This is a genomic window from Streptomyces sp. NPDC042259, assembly GCF_055582085.1.
Window position 1 is genome coordinate 181,481 of the sequence record NZ_JBVJDW010000005.1, and the last position, 16,034, is coordinate 197,514.

13 protein-coding genes are annotated in these 16,034 nt (G+C 70.8%); 5 read left to right on the plus strand and 8 right to left on the minus strand.

Annotated features, from left to right (window positions below):
• The first annotated feature begins 219 nt into the window (after positions 1-219).
• Entirely contained in the window at positions 220-852 is a 633-nt protein-coding gene (locus ACZ6MA_RS16395) for a YceI family protein (protein WP_469434322.1), read from the plus strand.
• Between the two features lie 11 nt (positions 853-863).
• Here the strand turns inward: ACZ6MA_RS16395 and ACZ6MA_RS16400 are convergent, their stop codons facing one another.
• A complete protein-coding gene (locus ACZ6MA_RS16400; RefSeq protein ID WP_469434324.1) occupies positions 864-2,381 on the minus strand; it encodes an FAD-dependent monooxygenase in 1,518 nt (505 codons plus the stop codon).
• 106 nt (positions 2,382-2,487) lie between these two features.
• Between ACZ6MA_RS16400 and ACZ6MA_RS16405 the strand changes: the two genes are divergently transcribed.
• On the plus strand, positions 2,488-3,135 hold the full coding sequence (locus ACZ6MA_RS16405; protein ID WP_469434325.1) for a TetR/AcrR family transcriptional regulator: 648 nt from the start codon (positions 2,488-2,490) through the stop codon (positions 3,133-3,135).
• Positions 3,136-3,193: 58 nt separating this feature from the next.
• Here the strand turns inward: ACZ6MA_RS16405 and cimA are convergent, their stop codons facing one another.
• From cimA to ACZ6MA_RS16425, 4 genes are all read right to left on the minus strand, one after another.
• Positions 3,194-4,846, minus strand: coding sequence for a citramalate synthase (gene cimA / locus ACZ6MA_RS16410; protein WP_469434326.1), 1,653 nt, complete (start codon positions 4,844-4,846; stop codon positions 3,194-3,196).
• Between the two features lie 400 nt (positions 4,847-5,246).
• On the minus strand, positions 5,247-6,611 hold the full coding sequence (locus tag ACZ6MA_RS16415; RefSeq protein ID WP_469434328.1) for an MFS transporter: 1,365 nt from the start codon (positions 6,609-6,611) through the stop codon (positions 5,247-5,249).
• 197 nt (positions 6,612-6,808) lie between these two features.
• On the minus strand, positions 6,809-7,915 hold the full coding sequence (locus ACZ6MA_RS16420; protein ID WP_469434329.1) for a branched-chain amino acid aminotransferase: 1,107 nt from the start codon (positions 7,913-7,915) through the stop codon (positions 6,809-6,811).
• Between the two features lie 262 nt (positions 7,916-8,177).
• Positions 8,178-9,230 (minus strand): 3-isopropylmalate dehydrogenase, encoded by a 1,053-nt coding sequence (locus ACZ6MA_RS16425; protein WP_469434330.1) that lies wholly within the window; start codon positions 9,228-9,230, stop codon positions 8,178-8,180.
• A 140-nt stretch (positions 9,231-9,370) separates the two neighbouring features.
• On the opposite strand from ACZ6MA_RS16425, the gene ACZ6MA_RS16430 reads away from it, so the two are divergent.
• Positions 9,371-10,951, plus strand: coding sequence for a purple acid phosphatase family protein (locus ACZ6MA_RS16430; protein ID WP_469434332.1), 1,581 nt, complete (start codon positions 9,371-9,373; stop codon positions 10,949-10,951).
• A gap of 326 nt (positions 10,952-11,277) precedes the next feature.
• Here ACZ6MA_RS16430 and ACZ6MA_RS16435 read toward each other — a convergent pair whose 3' ends face one another.
• A complete protein-coding gene (locus ACZ6MA_RS16435) occupies positions 11,278-11,436 on the minus strand; it encodes a hypothetical protein (protein ID WP_469434333.1) in 159 nt (52 codons plus the stop codon).
• 350 nt (positions 11,437-11,786) lie between these two features.
• Between ACZ6MA_RS16435 and ACZ6MA_RS16440 the strand changes: the two genes are divergently transcribed.
• Together ACZ6MA_RS16440 and ACZ6MA_RS16445 are read left to right on the plus strand one after the other, a co-directional pair.
• The gene (locus ACZ6MA_RS16440; protein ID WP_469434334.1) at positions 11,787-12,671 is read left to right on the plus strand and encodes a phosphatidate cytidylyltransferase; all 885 of its coding nucleotides are present in this window, start codon (positions 11,787-11,789) and stop codon (positions 12,669-12,671) included.
• Positions 12,672-12,797: 126 nt separating this feature from the next.
• Positions 12,798-13,148: an SH3 domain-containing protein gene (locus tag ACZ6MA_RS16445; protein ID WP_469434336.1), complete on the plus strand. Its 351-nt coding sequence runs from the start codon at positions 12,798-12,800 to the stop codon at positions 13,146-13,148.
• A gap of 143 nt (positions 13,149-13,291) precedes the next feature.
• Here ACZ6MA_RS16445 and pruA read toward each other — a convergent pair whose 3' ends face one another.
• Positions 13,292-14,923, minus strand: a complete 1,632-nt coding sequence (pruA, locus tag ACZ6MA_RS16450; RefSeq protein ID WP_469434337.1) for an L-glutamate gamma-semialdehyde dehydrogenase — start codon at positions 14,921-14,923, stop codon at positions 13,292-13,294.
• A 43-nt stretch (positions 14,924-14,966) separates the two neighbouring features.
• Positions 14,967-15,893: a proline dehydrogenase family protein gene (locus ACZ6MA_RS16455; protein ID WP_469434338.1), complete on the minus strand. Its 927-nt coding sequence runs from the start codon at positions 15,891-15,893 to the stop codon at positions 14,967-14,969.
• Positions 15,894-16,034 lie beyond the last annotated feature (141 nt).

Below are 16,034 nucleotides of genomic sequence, written 5' to 3' on the forward strand. Positions count from 1 at the left end.
CCGGGGCACGGGGTGCGGGCGGTACCGGGGCCACACCGTGGCATGGCCCGTGAACGTGCGGCAATACCCCCGACTCGGCCATAGCCGGATCCCCTCCCCCACGGGCCTTCGCGAAGAATCGCGAAGAGCCCGTGACATAAATGTTGAAACTTGAACCAGATCGCGCTACGGTCGTTCTTGTTGAACCTTCAACCACATCGAACCCCCAGGGAGCACGTCATGGGAATCTTCAGCCGCAAGAGCAGCACCGCCCCCGCCGCAGCCGCCTCCGGCGCCACCGCCGTACTCGACGTGGACCCCGCGCTGGCGGCTCTCACCGGCGATTACGTCATCGACCCGGCCCACAGCGGCATCGGTTTCACCGTGCGGCACGCCATGGTGACCAACGTGAAGGGCACCTTCGCCGAGTACGAGGGCCATCTCCACCTCGACGGCACCGACCCGTCCCGCTCCACCGCACTCATCGATGTCAAGATCGAGAGCGTGGACACCGGCATCAAGGACCGCGACGCCCATCTGCGCGGCGAGGACTTCTTCGACGCCGCCGCGTTCCCCCTGATGACCTTCCGCTCCACCACCGCCGAGCAGCTCGGGGGCGACCGCTACCGGATCACCGGCGACCTCACCATCAAGGACGTCACCCGCCCGCTCGCCATCGATCTGGAGTTCAACGGCTCGGCCACCGACGTCTACGGCAGCGAGCGCGTCGGCTTCGAGGGCAGCGCCGACATCCTGCGCTCCGACTGGGGCCTGACCTGGAACGCGGCCCTGGAGACGGGTGGCGTGATGGTCAGCGACAAGGTGAAGCTGACCTTCGACATCTCCGCCGTCAAGACCGCCGCCCAGGCCTGATCCCGTGCGGGTCAGCGACCGAGGCGCCGCAGACAGTCGATGACGTCGGCGCCTCGGTCCGCGGCCGCGGTCAGCGCTATGTGGTTGTCGGGCCGCACGAGCACCAGACTCCCCTCCCCTTCCGCCACCCCGTACGCCGTGCGGGCATGCCCCCCGGGATCCGCGAGCCCCTCGCCGGGCCCCGCGTCCACGAGGCAGGTACGGACGAGGTCACCGCACTCCCCCGCCCCTTCCGCCAGCGCCTTGGCGCTGTCCTCGCCGAAGCCCAGCAGGGTGAAACGCGGTCCCGCGAAGACGTCGAAGAGCCGCACCGGCCGGCCGGTGACCGCGTCCACGCAGGGCGCGTCCGGCGCCCGGTCGCCCGCCGTCTCCCCTCCACACGCCAGTGAACTCCAGCGGTAGCCCACGCCCAGCGTGGTGACGGCGTCGTCGATGACCACCTCCGTGCCGACACCCGCTTCCTTGACGGCCACCCGCACCGCCCGCATCCGCTCGTCGGTCGTCCGGAGCGTCCAGGCCGCGACGGGGAGCCGCTCCTCCTCGTACGTGTCCAACAACCCTTCCCCCGCCTGCCCCTTGGCGACGAGCGCGAGCTTCCAGCCGAGGTTGAAGGCGTCCTGGATGCCGGTGTTCATCCCGAGGCCCCCCGCTATCGGCTGCACATGTGCCGCGTCACCCGCGAGGAAGGCCCGGCCGGCCCTGAAGCGCTCGGCCATCCGTACGTTGATGCGATAGGTCGAGATCCACGTGGGGTTGGCGAGCCGCACCCCGGGCATCCGCGCGTGCCGGTCGAAGAGGCGCTGGAAGGTCTCCAGCGAAGGCGCCACCAAGCGACCCTCGGCATCGCGCTCGGGTGTCCCCTGAAGCTGCCAGGAATCGGTGCCCGGAACGGGCCAGAGCATGATCGCGCCGTCCTCGTCGAACCACTGGTGCCAGTAGGCGCGGTCCAGGCCGTCGGCCTCCACGTCCCCGATGACCATGCATTCCTCGGCCTCGGACTCCCCCTCGAAGGACACGCCGAGCGCCTTGCGCATGATGCCGCGCCCGCCGTCGCACCCCACGACATAGGACGCCTCGATCTCGCGCCCGTCCACCAATCCGACGGTCACCTTCTCTTCGTCCTGCGTCAACGTGGCCAGCTCGCAGCCGAGTTCGACCTCGGTGCCGTACTCGGCGAGCTTGGCGCGGAGGATCTCCTCGGTGCGCCACTGCGGAATGCCCAGGCCCTTCCCGTACGGCGCGCCGGGCGTCGGGGCCGCTCCCGCGAAGATCTCGGTGTCGGCCAGCGGCACCCCTCCCCGGTACTTGCGCAGCACCATGCGCTCGATCCCCGCCGCGTCGAACTCCGCCGCCACGCCGAGATCCGCGAACACCTCGCGGCTGCGCTGATTGGGCCCCTTGGCGCGCGAAGTGCGGTGAAACGCCGGGGACTTGTCGATGATGCGGACCGGCACTCCGGCCCGCGCGATCGTGCACGCGAGAGTCAGCCCGGTCGGCCCGGCGCCCACGATCAGCACGGTGGATGTCATGCGGTGTCCCTCCGTCGTTCGGTGTCTCCATGAAAGACCCCCGGAGCGGAAAACGCAACCCGGTAACGAAACTTCCCCGGTAACGAGAATCTGGTAGGGTGGCTGTGTGAACGAGGCGACCGGACTGCGGGAACGAAAGAAACAGCGCACGCGAGAGGCGCTGTCCAGCACGGCGATCGAGCTTTTTCTGGAGCGCGGCTTCGATCAGGTGTCGGTCGCGGACGTGGCGGCCGCGGTGGAGGTGTCCAAGCCGACCCTCTTCCGCTATTTCCCCGCCAAGGAGGATCTGGCCCTGTACCGGATCGCCGATCACCAGGGCGAGGCCGCCCGCGTCGTGCGCGACCGGGCCGCGGGCCAGTCGCCGCTGGCGGCCCTGCGCGCCCACTTCCACGCGCGGCTCGACGCCCACGACCCGATCACGGGTCTCAACGACGACGCCCGGATACGGGCGTTCAACGACATGCTCTACACCACGCCCAGTCTGCTGGCCCGATTGGTGCGCTACACCGGGCGGGACGAGGAGGAGCTGACCGAGGCGCTCCACGAGACCGCCGACGACGGCACGGCGACGGCACGGTTCGCCGCCGAACTCGCGGCCGCGCAGATCATCACCCTCCACCGGCGTCTCGCCGAGGCGAACTGGCGCAGGATCGCGGACGGCCGCACCGCCGAGCGGGCGCTGCCCGAGGCGCACGCGGCCGCCGAGCTGGCTTACGACCTGCTCGGCGGCGGGCTGGCGGCCCACTACGGTTGACGGGCGGCGCCGAGGCGGCGGGCGGCCGCGCGCACGGCGCCAACCCCGCGCCCCGGGGCTACTCCTGCGGCTCGACCCCCGCGCGCCGCAGGCCATAGGCGTAGGCGTCGTCGAGTGCCTGCCAGGACGCGGCGATGACGTTCTCCGCGACGCCGACCGTGGACCACTCGCCGCGCTCGTCGCTCGTGGAGACCAGGACCCGGGTGATCGAACCCGTGCCCAGGCTGCCCTCCAGGATGCGGACCTTGTAGTCCGTCAGCTTCAGCCCGGCCAACTGCGGATAGATGCGCTCCAGGGCGCCGCGCAGCGCGCGGTCGAGGGCGTTGACCGGGCCGTTGCCCTCCGCCGTGGCGACGATGCGCTCGCCCTTGGCCCACAGCTTCACGGTCGCCTCATTGGCGTGCGTACCGTCGGGGCGGTCCTCGACGATCGCGCGCCAGGACTCCACGCGGTAGTAGCGGCGGGATCTGCCCTCGACCTCCGCGCGCAGCAGCAGTTCGAAGGAGGCGTCGGCGGCCTCGTAGGTGTAGCCGGCGAGTTCGCGCTCCTTGACCCGCTCGACGACCCGCGCGACCAGGGCGCGGTCGTCGCCGAGATCGATGCCCAGCTCCTTGCCCTTGAGCTCGATGGATGCCCGTCCGGCCATGTCGGAGACGAGCATCCGCATGGTGTTGCCGACCCGCTCCGGGTCGATGTGCTGGTACAGATCGGGGTCGACCTTGATCGCCGACGCGTGCAGCCCCGCCTTGTGGGCGAAGGCGGAGACCCCCACATAGGGCTGGTGCGTGGAGGGCGTGAGGTTGACGACCTCGGCGATGGCGTGCGAGATGCGTGTCATCTCCGCCAGCTTCCCCGCTGGAAGGACCCGCCGGTCGTACTTGATCTCCAAGGCCGCGACCACGGGGAAGAGGTTGGAGTTGCCGACCCGCTCGCCGTAGCCGTTGGCGGTGCACTGCACATGTGTGGCGCCGGCGTCCACGGCGGCGAGCGTATTGGCCACCGCGCAGCCGGTGTCGTCCTGGGCATGGATGCCGAGCCGGGCGCCGGTCTCGGTGAGCACGGCCGCCACGACCGCGTGGACCTGGGCGGGGAGCATGCCGCCGTTGGTGTCGCAGAGCACGACCACATCGGCGCCGGCCTCGTGCGCGGTCCGCACGACCCGCGTCGCGTAGCCGGGGTTGGCTTCGTAGCCGTCGAAGAAGTGCTCGCAGTCGACGAAGACACGGCGGCCCCGCGCCCGCAGATAGGAGACGGTGTCCCGCACCATCGCGAGGTTCTCGTCCAGCGTGGTGCGCAGGGCGAGTTCGACGTGCCGGTCGTGGGACTTGGCCACCAGGGTGACGACCGGGGCTCCGGAATCGACCAGTGCGGCGACCTGCGGGTCGGCCTCGGCCCGGACCCCCGCCTTGCGCGTGGCGCCGAACGCGACGAGCTGCGCGTGCCGGAAGTCGATCTCGGTGGCGGCCCGCTGGAAGAACTCGGTGTCACGGGGGTTGGCGCCGGGCCAGCCGCCCTCGATGAAGCCGACGCCGAAGTCGTCCAGGTACCGGGCGATGGTCAGCTTGTCCGCGACGGTGAGGCTGATGCCCTCGCGCTGCGCGCCGTCGCGCAGTGTCGTGTCGAAGACGTGGAAGCCGTCGTCGATCCGCCGGCCGTCCTCGACCTGGGGGCCGTCCTCGGCGGGAAGGCCGTCCTCGGGTGCGTCCGTCATGCTGCTCTGACTCCTGTCGGGATCTCGGTCTACCGGAATGACCGGTTCCACCGTCCCCCTATGATCCCGCGCGGTACGCCTCCGGCGTGGTGGGCCGGGAAACGAAAAGACCTCTCGCGGGTGCGAGAGGTCTGCGCGCGGGTCTGGGACGACGGTGTCCGCGTCGTACGGGGTGGTACGAGGCGGTCACTGCGGACCGGCGCGCCTGCTGCCAATAATCATGGCGAACGAGAGCATGGCGCCATCCTGGCACGGTGTCTCGTATCGGCGCTGCCGGGTCTCACGATGTGGATGCGGTGGCCTCCAGCGGTCCGGCCGGCTTCCTCACACGCCGGTCGGTGTCGCCCTCAAACGCCGGGCGGGCTCGATTTCCGCGGGCTCGTGCGGGCTTACGACGTCGTCAGACACACGGCGGGCTGGAGGGTGCCGGGCTCGGCTTCGCCGGGTCGGGCGTGTCGTCGGTCGCCGCGCGGGCCGGGATCACGGCACCCGTGGCGCCCACGTTCTTCAGGTCGATGTCCCGCGTCTCGCGCATGCTCAGGTAGACGACCAGCGAGACGGCCGCGCAGCCCGCCACGTACCAGTAGTAGCCCGATTCCATGCCGCCCTTCTTGAACCACAGCGCCACGTATTCCGCCGTCCCCCCGAAGAGCGCGTTGGCGATGGCGTAGGGCAGGGCGACGCCCAAGGACCGCACGCCCGTGGGGAACAGCTCCGCCTTCACGCAGGCGTTGATGGAGGTGTAGCCGGTGACGACGATCAGCGCCAGCAGGGCCAGGCCCAGGGCCGGCCAGAAGGAACCCGCGTGCCCGAGCAGCGTCATGATCGGCACGGTCAGAAAGGTGGAGCCCACGGCGAAGGTGACGAGCAGCGGGCGGCGGCCGATGCGGTCCGAGAGGGCGCCCGCGAGGGGCTGGAGGCACATGAAGACGAAGAGGGCGCAGAAGCTGACGAGGGTCGCCGTCTGCTTGGACAGGCCCGCGCTGTTGGAGAGGTACTTGGTGAGGTAGGTCGTGTACGTGTAGTACGCGACCGTGCCGCCCATGGTCAGCGCGACGACGAGGAACGCCTCGCGCTTGTGCCGCAGCAGTGCCTTGATCGTGCCGCGTTCCTCGTGCGAGGTGTCGCCCGACTCCTCGTACACGTCCGTCTCCAGCATGTTGCGCCGCAGATAGAAGATGACGGCCGCGCCCACCGCGCCCACGACGAAGGGGATGCGCCAGCCCCAGCTGTGCAGGGCGCTGTCGGAGAGGGTGTGCTGCAGGAGAATCTGCAGCGCGAGGCCGACGAGCTGGCCCGCGGTCATGGACACGTACTGGAAGCTGGAGGCGAAGCCGCGGCGGCCGGGCGCGGACGCCTCGGTGAGGTAGGTGGCGCTGGCCGCGTACTCGCCGCCGACCGAGAGGCCCTGGAGCAGGCGGGCGACCAGCAGGACGGCCGCGCCGCCGTAGCCCGCGACCGCGTAGGTGGGCGCGACGGCGATCAGCACGGCGGAGGCCGACATCAAGGTGACGGTCAAGGTGAGCGCGGACTTGCGGCCGCGCCGGTCACCGACGCGGCCGAGCAGCCAGCCACCCAGGGGGCGCATGAAGAAGCCGACGGCGAAGAGGCCCGCGGTGTTCATGAGCTTCGCCGTGTCGTCCCCCGAGGGGAAGAAGGCGCCCGCGAAGTAGGTGGCGAAGCTGGCGTATACGAACCAGTCGAACCATTCGACCATGTTGCCGGCCGAGCCGACCCAGATCTTCTTCCAGTGCTGTCGTCCCATGGTCGATCACGGTGGCGGAGCGACACGTGTCGGGCAAGGGGCCCGGTGGCAACGATCATGCCAACTTGCGTGCGTTGCGTTCACGGCCCCGCCCGTACGGCCGGCGCGAACGTCCCGGCCGCGTACGGCCGCCGCATACGGACGAGGCCGCCCCGGCGCTCGGTGTCGGGACGGCCTCGGCGGTGACGGAAGGGGGTTCAGCCCAGCGGGTGCATCCAGCCGCGGGTGTCCTCGGCCTTGCCGGTCTGGATGTCGAGCAGCGCCTCGCGCAGCTTCATCGTGACCTCGCCCGGCTGCCCGTCGCCCTGGGTCCACTCGGCGCCCGCGGACTTCACGGAGCCGACCGGGGTGATGACCGCGGCCGTGCCGCAGGCGAACACCTCGGTGAGCGTGCCGTTCTCGGTGTCGCGCTTCCAGTCGGCGGTGGAGACGCGGCCTTCCTCGGACTCGTAGCCGAGGTCCTTGGCGAGCTTCAGCAGGGAGTCACGGGTGACGCCGGCGAGGAGCGAGCCGGTGAGTTCGGGGGTGACGATCCGGGGGTTCTCGTTGGCCTCGGCCCCGTACACGAAGTACAGATTCATGCCGCCCATTTCCTCGACCCAGCGGTGCTCCAGGGCGTCGAGCCAGACGACCTGGTCGCAGCCCTTCTCGGCCGCCTCGGCCTGGGCGAGCAGGGAGGCCGCGTAGTTGCCGCCGGTCTTGGCGAAGCCCATGCCGCCGGGCACGGCGCGGACGTAGTTCTCCGAGAGCCAGACGGAGACCGGCTTCACGCCGCCGGGGAAGTACGCGCCGGCAGGCGAGGCGATGACGATGAAGAGGTACTCGTTGGCGGGCCGCACGCCGAGGCCGACCTCGGTCGCGATCATGAACGGGCGCAGGTAGAGGGACTCCTCGCCGCCGTGCGCGGGCACCCACTGCTTGTCCTGCTGGACCAGCAGGTCACAGGCCTCGATGAAGGTCTCGACGGGCAGCTCCGGCATGGCCAGGCGGCGGGCGGACTTCTGGAAGCGCTCGGCGTTGGCCTCGGGGCGGAAGGTGGCGACCGAGCCGTCGGGGCGGCGGTAGGCCTTCAGGCCCTCGAAGATCTCCTGCGCGTAGTGCAGGGTCATGTTGGCCGGGTCGATCGACAGCGGCGCGTACGGCACGAGCTGTCCGTCGTGCCAGCCACGGCCCTCGGTCCACTTGATGGTGACCATGTGGTCGGTGAAGTGCCTGCCGAAACCGGGGGCGGCCAGGATCTTCTCGCGCTCCGCGTCGGACAGCGGGTGCGAGGAGGGCTTGAGCTCGATCGTGGGCGTCGTCATGAATGCGTGTCCTTCACCTTGGTGTGTGGCGGACCGCGCTATTCCGTCCCGATCGGCTCGAGGACGTCCGAGCTTCCCCTCATACCGCGGCCCCACGTTCGATTATCGCTCGACGTGGGGCCGTGGACGAAAAAACTGTGCGCGGCCCTGGATGGATGGTCGCACCCAACCGCGCGGTAGCACAGCGACCCATCTCATACAGCGGTGCTCCGCGTGCGCGGCACTGCCGTCGGGGAGGGGCGCCGGATCCGGGGCGGCCGGGTCAGCCGGATACTCGTGCGGCGAGTGCGTCGCCGATCTCGTCGGTCGTACGGGGGGCGCCGTCGCGTGCGGCGAGATCGTCGGCGACGGCGGCCTCGACGCGGGCCGCCTCCGTCTCGTGGCCGAGGTGGCGCAGCAGGAGCGCGACGGAGAGGACGGCGGCCGTGGGGTCGGCCTTGCCGGTGCCGGCGATGTCGGGCGCGGAGCCGTGGACCGGCTCGAACATCGACGGGAAGGCGCCGGTCGGGTTGATGTTCCCGGAGGCGGCCAGCCCGATGCCACCGGTGATCGCGGCGGCCAGGTCGGTGAGGATGTCACCGAAGAGGTTGTCGGTGACGATCACGTCGAAGCGCTCGGGCTGGGTGACGAAGAAGATCGTCGCGGCGTCGACATGCAGATAGTCGGTGGTGACCTCGGGATATTCCCGGCCGACCCGGTCGAAGACGTTCTTCCACAGGTGGCCCGCGTAGACGAGGACGTTGTTCTTGTGGACGAGGGTCAGCTTCTTGCGCGGCCGGGCCTGGGCCCGCTCGTACGCGTCGCGCACCACGCGCTCCACGCCCAGGGCCGTGTTGAGGCTGACCTCGGTGGCGACCTCGTCGGGGGTGCCGGTGCGCAGGCTGCCGCCATTGCCCACGTAGGGGCCCTCGGTACCCTCGCGGACGACGACGAAGTCGATGGCGCCCCGCTGCTCGTCGCGCACGGCCAGCGGGGTGTCCGTGTTGGGGAAGAGCTTCGACGGGCGCAGATTGACGTAGTGGTCGAAGGCGAAACGCAGCTTGAGCAGCAGCCCGCGCTCGAGCACGCCGGACGGTACGGAGGGGTCGCCGACCGCGCCGAGCAGGATCGCGTCGTGCTCCTTGAGGGAAGCCAGCTCGGCGTCCGTCAGCGTCTCGCCGGTCGCGTGCCAGCGCCGGGCGCCGAGATCGTACTCACGGGTCTCCAGCTTCATGTCCGAAGGAAGGACGGACCTGAGGACCTTGAGGCCCTGGGCCACGACTTCCTGGCCGATACCGTCACCGGGGATCACTGCGAGGCGCATGGTGCGAGACATACGGGGACCGTACTCCGCCGTCCCGGTGGCTGACACACATTGTCCACAATGCGGACGGACGGGGGGACACTCAGGTCCGGTCAGGTCATGTTCACCCCAAGTTCGGGACGATGCCGCTCGTTCCTGGGACGTTTTCGAGCATGGAGACACCACGGGTAGGCATCCCCGATCACCTCGCCGTCCGGATGACCATGGCCGAGCAGCACGAGTACCTGCGGGCGAAGCTGACCCGGCGCGGGCTGCTGCGCGCCGGTGCCGCCACGGCCGGCACGGTCGCCGGGGTGGGCGTCCTCGGTGGGGCGAGCGCGTACGCGGGGACCGGGCCCACCCTGGTCGGCGCGCCGGCGGCAGCCCGGGTGGACGGCGCGCTGGTGGCTCCCTTCGGCCGCCATCTCGCCTTCGGCGCCGATCCGAAGACGCAGATGCGGATCTCCTGGCAGGTGCCGTTGGCGGTCAAGGGCCCCTTCGTCCGGGTGGGCCTCCAGCCGTGGGACCTCGGCTCGCGCGTCGAGGCGGAGGTGCGCGCTCTGCACACGCCCGCGCTCAGCGCCAAGCTCCCGGCCGTCGACCAGTTCTATCTGCACGCCGCGCTGGACGGGCTGCGCCCCGGCACGACCTACTACTACGGTGTCGGCCACGCGGGCCACGACCCCGCCGACCCGCGCCACTTCGCGACCGTCGGAACCTTCCGCACCGCCCCGGAGCGGGCGGAGAGCTTCGTCTTCACCGCCTTCGGCGACCAGGGCGTCAGCTACGACGCGCTCGCCAACGACCAGCTGATCCTCGGCCAGAACCCGGCCTTCCATCTCCACGCGGGCGACATCTGCTACGCCGACAACAGCGGCGCGGGCAAGCCGACGGACGTCTACGACGCCCGGGTGTGGGACCAGTTCCTCGCGCAGACCGAGTCGGTGGCGGCACGCGTGCCGTGGATGGTGACCACCGGCAACCACGACATGGAGGCCTGGTACTCCCCCAACGGCTACGGCGGACAGCGCGCCCGCTGGACCCTGCCGGACAACGGCTTCGACGCGCGCCACGCACCGGGGGTCTACTCCTTCACCTACGGGAACGTGGGCGTCGTCGCGCTGGACGCCAACGACGTCTCGTACGAGATCGCCGCCAACACCGGCTACAGCGGCGGCAGACAGACCGCGTGGCTGGACCGGCGGCTGCGGGAGCTGCGCGGGCAGCGCGGCATCGACTTCCTCGTCGTCTTCTTCCACCACTGCGCGTTCTCGACGACGAAGGCACACGCGTCGGACGGCGGGGTGCGCGACGCGTGGCTGCCGCTGTTCGAGAAGCACCGGGTGGATCTGGTCGTCAACGGCCACAACCACGTCTACGAACGGACCGACGCGATCCGGGGCAAGCGGGTGGGGAAGAAGGTCCCGATCGGCGGGAGTGTCGACTCGACGCGCGACGGCATCGTGTACGTCACCGCGGGCGGGGCGGGCAAGGCGCTGTACGACTTCCCCGTGCCGGACAGCTACGAGGGCCATGTGAAGGACCTCGACGGTGTCGCCAGCTACCACTGGGAGAAGGGCCGGGTGAAGAGCCCGGAGACGGTGGAGTGGTCACGGGTGCGCTACACCGGCTTCTCCTTCCTGGCCGTCGAGTCCGAACCGGGCCGCCGGCCGCGGCTGCGGGTGACGGCACTGGCGGAAAGCGGGGCGCGGGTGGATCACTTCACGGTTTCCCACGGGGCCGGGCAGGGATAGGGCCCCTGCCCGGCGGGGTGTCTGCCGACGGGCGCGGTGCCGCCTGCGGCGGTCGGCGGGCCTGATGGGGCTGAGCCCAGCCAACCAGCCCGTCCGGCGCTTGAGGACACCGCCGCGCAGCGGTGGTTCCGGCGGTTCTTCGGCTGCCGGCCGTCCTGGCCGCCTGCGGCGGCTCAGCGCCCTGCGGGCGCGTCCTCAATCGCCGGACGGGCTTGATGTGGCCGGCCTCAGCCGCCAGCCCGCAGGCCTGCAGACAGCGGCCAGTCCAGCCAACCAGCCCGTCCGGCGCTTGAGGACACCACACAGCAGCCCGTCCGGCGTAGCGCTCAGTGGCCCGTCGCGCCGCCGTTGTCGCGGCGGTCGAGGGCTCGCTGGAGGGCGGCGGCGGCGTTGGCGCGGTCGGTGGTGCGGGCGGTGTTGTCGGTGGTGGGTGTGGCGCGGCGGGTCCTGCGGGCGGCGGGCTCGCGGACGGCGGTCTCGGCCATGAAGTCACGTCTCCTCTTGATGGAAGCCCCGAGAAGTGCGGATGAATGCCGGAAGGAGTGCGGGGGCCCGCGTACGGCAGGGGTCACCTGCGCCGACGCACCGGGCCGCAACCGCCTTCGCTCGATGGAGCGGGACGTTCGGCTTCTTCCACGCTAGGTCAGCGACGCCGCGCTGTCTGCGGATTTAGTCGGTCTTCCTACTATCTGAGACGGCGGCGGGGTGCACGGCGGGGCTCCCCGCCCGCTCGGCGCGGAACCGGGTCGGCGACAGTAGGGCCCATGAACGGCCAGTACGTACCCGGACCCTGGGCCCCGGCCCGGCTCACCCTCCTCGCGCCCGACGAGGCACGATGAGCGCTCTGTTGGAGAACAAGGAGGCGTACGGGCGCGCCCTGCCCGTCGTCGCCGCGGCGTTGGCCGTCGGGGGTGTGGCCGTGGCGGCCCTCCCCGCGCGCGTCACGGCCCGGCGCGCGCTGCGCCGCGGTTGGGGCACCTCGGTCGTGGTGGCGCTGTTGTTCGGCGCCGCGTGGTACCCGGTGGACTCGCCGGGGCGCGTGCTGCTGCCCGCCGTGCTGGGGCTGGTCGCGGTCGCCGAGTACGCGCGGCTGATGCGTCTGGGCGGGGGCGAGCGCGTGGTGCTGGGTGTCGCGGCCGTGCTGCTGCCGCCGCTGGCGGGGGTGGCCCACGCGCTGCCGCACACCTTCGCGTCCGCTCTGCGGTTCCCGGTGTTCGTCCTGGTCGCGTGCGTGCTGGCGGCGGTGCTGTCCGGGGACCGGGCGCGGGCCGGTGAGCGGGCGGCACGCACCGTCTTCGGGCTGTTGTGGATCCCGGTGACGCTGACCGGGCTGGTGGTGCTGGAGGGCACGGCGATCGCCGTCACCGTGGCCGTCGCCTTCGGTGACGTGGCGGCCCGGGCCGGAGGGGCCCTGCCGGCCGGATGGGGCGGCGGGCTCGCCCGGCCGCTGTCCGGGCTCCGCCCCGGCCGGACCTGGGCGGGGGTGCTCACCGGGGGCATGGGCGTGGCCGTCGGCCTGAGCGCGGTCGGCGGGTTCACGGTCACGCTGTGGGCCGCGGTGCTGTGCGGCTGCGTGGTCGGGGACCTGCTGTGCTCCGCGGTCGTCCGTGAGGCGGGAGCGCGCGAGGCGGGCGGCCCGCTGCCGGGTTCCGGCGGCCTGCTCGGCCGGTCCGGTCCTCTGCTGTTGGCGCTGCCGCTCGCGATGACGGTGGCGCTGTGACGGCCGCCGCCGTGACAGGGGCGTGACAAAACCGCCATACGCGCACGACCCGGCGGCGTTTAAGGTGATCGCCGCGGCGTCAGCCGTGATCTTCACTTACCGTTCCACCCACCGGAGGACATGCCCGTGCGTCGAATATCCCTCGCGCTCACCACGGTCGCGCTGATCGGCGGGGCCGCTCTGGCCGCCCCGGCCCAGGCGGCCACGGCGGCACCACAGCGCGCGGCGGCCGCCAAGCCGTGCAACGAGGACAACGCGGTCATCTACACCGACGGCACCCGGCTGCGCGCCAAGGCGAGCGCGTCGAGCGCCGTCAAGGGCCAGCTGTACTTCAAGGACCCGATCCGGATCCTCGGCAAGTCGGGCAAGTGGGACTACGTCCAGCTGAAGGCCAAGAGCAGGGGCGGGCTGCCCAAGGGCACCCGCGGTTACGTGGCCCACGCCAACATCATTCCCCCGTACTGCGGCGGGCTGTAGCACCACCGCGGCACTCCCCCACGGCCGGTCCGGCGGCCCGCCGTGGGGGGCCGGGGACACGCCGCGTCAAGACGCGGCCGCGAACGGCGACGCCCCCGCCCGGCTGGGGAGCCGGGCGGGGGCGTCGTCGGTCACCGGGCGGATCAGCCCATGTGCGGGTAGCCGTACTCGGTCGGCGGGACCAGCGTCTCCTTGATGGAGCGGGTCGAGGTCCAGCGCATCAGGTTGGACGCGGCACCGGCCTTGTCGTTGGTGCCGGACGCGCGGCCGCCACCGAAGGGCTGCTGGCCGACGACGGCACCGGTCGACTTGTCGTTGATGTAGAAGTTGCCCGCGGCGAAGCGGAGCTTCTCCATCGCGTCGGCCGCCGCGTAACGGTCCTGGGCGATGATCGAGCCGGTCAGGGCGTACGCCGAGACGGACTCCATCTGGGCCAGCATCGCGTCGAAGTCGGCGTCCTCGTAGACGTGGACGGCGAGGATCGGGCCGAAGTACTCGGTCGTGAAGACCTCGTTCTCCGGGTCCGTGCACTCGATGACCGTCGGGCGGACGAAGTAGCCGACCGAGTCGTCGTACGTGCCGCCCGCGACGATCGTGCAGGTCGGGTCTGACTTGGCACGGTCGATCGCGGCCTTGTTCTTGGCGAACGAGCGGTCGTCGATGACGGCGCCGATGAAGTTCGACAGGTCGGTGACGTCACCCATGGCGATGCCGTCGACCTCGGCCGCGAACTGCTCCTTGAAGCCGTTGTCCCAGAGGGAACGCGGGATGTAGGCGCGGGAGGAGGCCGAGCACTTCTGACCCTGGAACTCGAAGGAGCCGCGGGTCAGCGCGGTCTTCAGGATCGCCGGGTCGGCGCTCGGGTGCGCGACGACGAAGTCCTTGCCGCCGGTCTCGCCGACCAGACGCGGGTAGGACTTGTACTTCTCGATGTTGTTGCCGACCGTCTTCCACAGGTACTGGAAGGTCTTGGTCGAGCCGGTGAAGTGGATGCCGGCCAGCTCGGGGTGGTTCAGGGCCACCTCGGAGACGGCGAGGCCGTCACCGGTCACCAGGTTGATGACGCCCTTGGGCAGGCCCGCCTCCTCCAGGAGCTGCATCAGCAGCACGGCGGAGTGGGTCTGGGTGGGGGACGGCTTCCAGACGACCACGTTGCCCATCAGGGCCGGTGCGGTCGGCAGGTTGCCCGCGATGGCGGTGAAGTTGAACGGCGTGATCGCGTAGACGAAGCCCTCGAGGGGGCGGTGGTCGCTGCGGTTCCACACGCCGGCGGAGTTGGCGACCGGCTGCTCGGCGAGGATCTGGCGCGCGAAGTGCACGTTGAAACGCCAGAAGTCGACCAGCTCACAGGGGGTGTCGATCTCCGCCTGCTGGGCGGTCTTCGACTGGCCCAGCATGGTGGAGGCGGCCAGCGTCTCGCGCCAGGGGCCGGCCAGCAGCTCGGCGGCGCGCAGGATGATCGCCGCGCGGTCGTCGAAGGACATCGCGCGCCACGCCGGGGCGGCGGCCAGGGCGGCGTCGACCGCGTCCTGGGCGTCCTGGGTGGTGGCGTTGTTGAAGGTGCCGATGACGGCCGCGTGGTTGTGCGGCTGTACGACCTGGAACGGCTCGCCGCCGCCCATCCGCTTCTCGCCGTTGATGGTCATCGGCAGGTCGACGGGGTTGCCGGCCAGCTCCTTGAGCTTGGCCTCGAGGCGGGCACGCTCCGGGGAACCGGGGGCGTAGCTGTGCACCGGCTCGTTGACCGGCGCGGGGACCTGGGTGACGGCGTCCATGAGTTCCGTGTCTCCTTCGGGGCTCTTACGGGGGGTCGGGGGGTCAGCCCGTGGTGAGGATGGAACGGGCGAAGAACAGCAGGTTCGCGGGCTTCTCGGCGAGGCGCCGCATGAAGTAGCCGTACCAGTCGGTGCCGTAGGCCGTGTACACCCGCATCCGGTGGCCCTCGGCGGCCAGCCGGACGTGCTCGTCGCTGCGGATGCCGTACAGCATCTGGAACTCGTACTCATCCAGTTTGCGCCCCGCCTGCCGGGCCAGCTCCTGCGAGATGGCGATCAGACGCGGATCGTGCGACCCGATCATCGGGTAGCCCTCGCCCTGCATGAGGACCTTGACGATACGGACGAACGCCTTGTCGATCTCGGCCTTGTCCTGGTACGCGACGGAGGCGGGCTCCTTGTACGCACCCTTCACGATACGCACCCGGCTGCCGGCCGCGGCGAGCCGGCGGGCGTCGTCCTCGGTGCGGAAGAGGTAGGCCTGGATCACACAGCCGGTCTGCGGGAAGTCCTTCCGCAGCTCCTCGTGGATGGCGAACATCGAGTCGAGGGTGGTGTGGTCCTCGGCGTCCAGCGTGACCGTGGTGCCGATGGCGGCGGCGGCCTCGACGACCGGGCGGACGTTGGCGAGCGCCAGCTCGTGGCCGCCTTCCAGGGCCTGGCCGAACATGGAGAGCTTGACCGACATCTCGGCCTTGGTGCCGAGGCCGAGCGTCTTCAGGCGGCCGACCAGCGCCAGGTAGGCGTCACGGGCGGCGTGCGACTGCTCGACCGTGGTGATGTCCTCGCCGACCACGTCCAGGGTGACCTCGAGGCCCTTGGCCGCGGCGTCCTGCACGATCGGGATGACCTGGTCGACGGTCTCGCCGGCGATGAACCGGTCCACGACCTGCTTGGTGCCCGGGGCGGCCGACACGAAACGGCGCATCTTGTCGCTGCGCGAAGCGGCGAGAATCACGGGAGCCAGCACGGGCACCTCCACAAGGACGGCCGCCCCCACGTGGGGAGTCGGCAGAAGTAACTCAACGTGAAACGTAGAGTTCACGCCACCGTGCGGCCATCGACAGCTGTCACGCATCCGTGGCCGGGATCTCAGACATATGTATGACAA

Excerpts from the sequence above, each read along its gene's own strand:
- ACZ6MA_RS16420 (WP_469434329.1), bottom strand. The coding sequence starts at position 7,915 with ATGACGACGCCCACGATCGAGCTCAAGCCCTCCTCGCACCCGCTGTCC.
- ACZ6MA_RS16425 (WP_469434330.1), bottom strand. The coding sequence starts at position 9,230 with ATGTCTCGCACCATGCGCCTCGCAGTGATCCCCGGTGACGGTATCGGC.
- ACZ6MA_RS16435 (WP_469434333.1), bottom strand. The coding sequence starts at position 11,436 with ATGGCCGAGACCGCCGTCCGCGAGCCCGCCGCCCGCAGGACCCGCCGC.
- ACZ6MA_RS16440 (WP_469434334.1), top strand. The coding sequence starts at position 11,787 with ATGAGCGCTCTGTTGGAGAACAAGGAGGCGTACGGGCGCGCCCTGCCC.
- ACZ6MA_RS16395 (WP_469434322.1), top strand. The coding sequence starts at position 220 with ATGGGAATCTTCAGCCGCAAGAGCAGCACCGCCCCCGCCGCAGCCGCC.
- ACZ6MA_RS16430 (WP_469434332.1), top strand. The coding sequence starts at position 9,371 with ATGGAGACACCACGGGTAGGCATCCCCGATCACCTCGCCGTCCGGATG.
- cimA (WP_469434326.1), bottom strand. The coding sequence starts at position 4,846 with ATGACGGACGCACCCGAGGACGGCCTTCCCGCCGAGGACGGCCCCCAG.
- ACZ6MA_RS16400 (WP_469434324.1), bottom strand. The coding sequence starts at position 2,381 with ATGACATCCACCGTGCTGATCGTGGGCGCCGGGCCGACCGGGCTGACT.
- pruA (WP_469434337.1), bottom strand. The coding sequence starts at position 14,923 with ATGGACGCCGTCACCCAGGTCCCCGCGCCGGTCAACGAGCCGGTGCAC.
- ACZ6MA_RS16415 (WP_469434328.1), bottom strand. The coding sequence starts at position 6,611 with ATGGGACGACAGCACTGGAAGAAGATCTGGGTCGGCTCGGCCGGCAAC.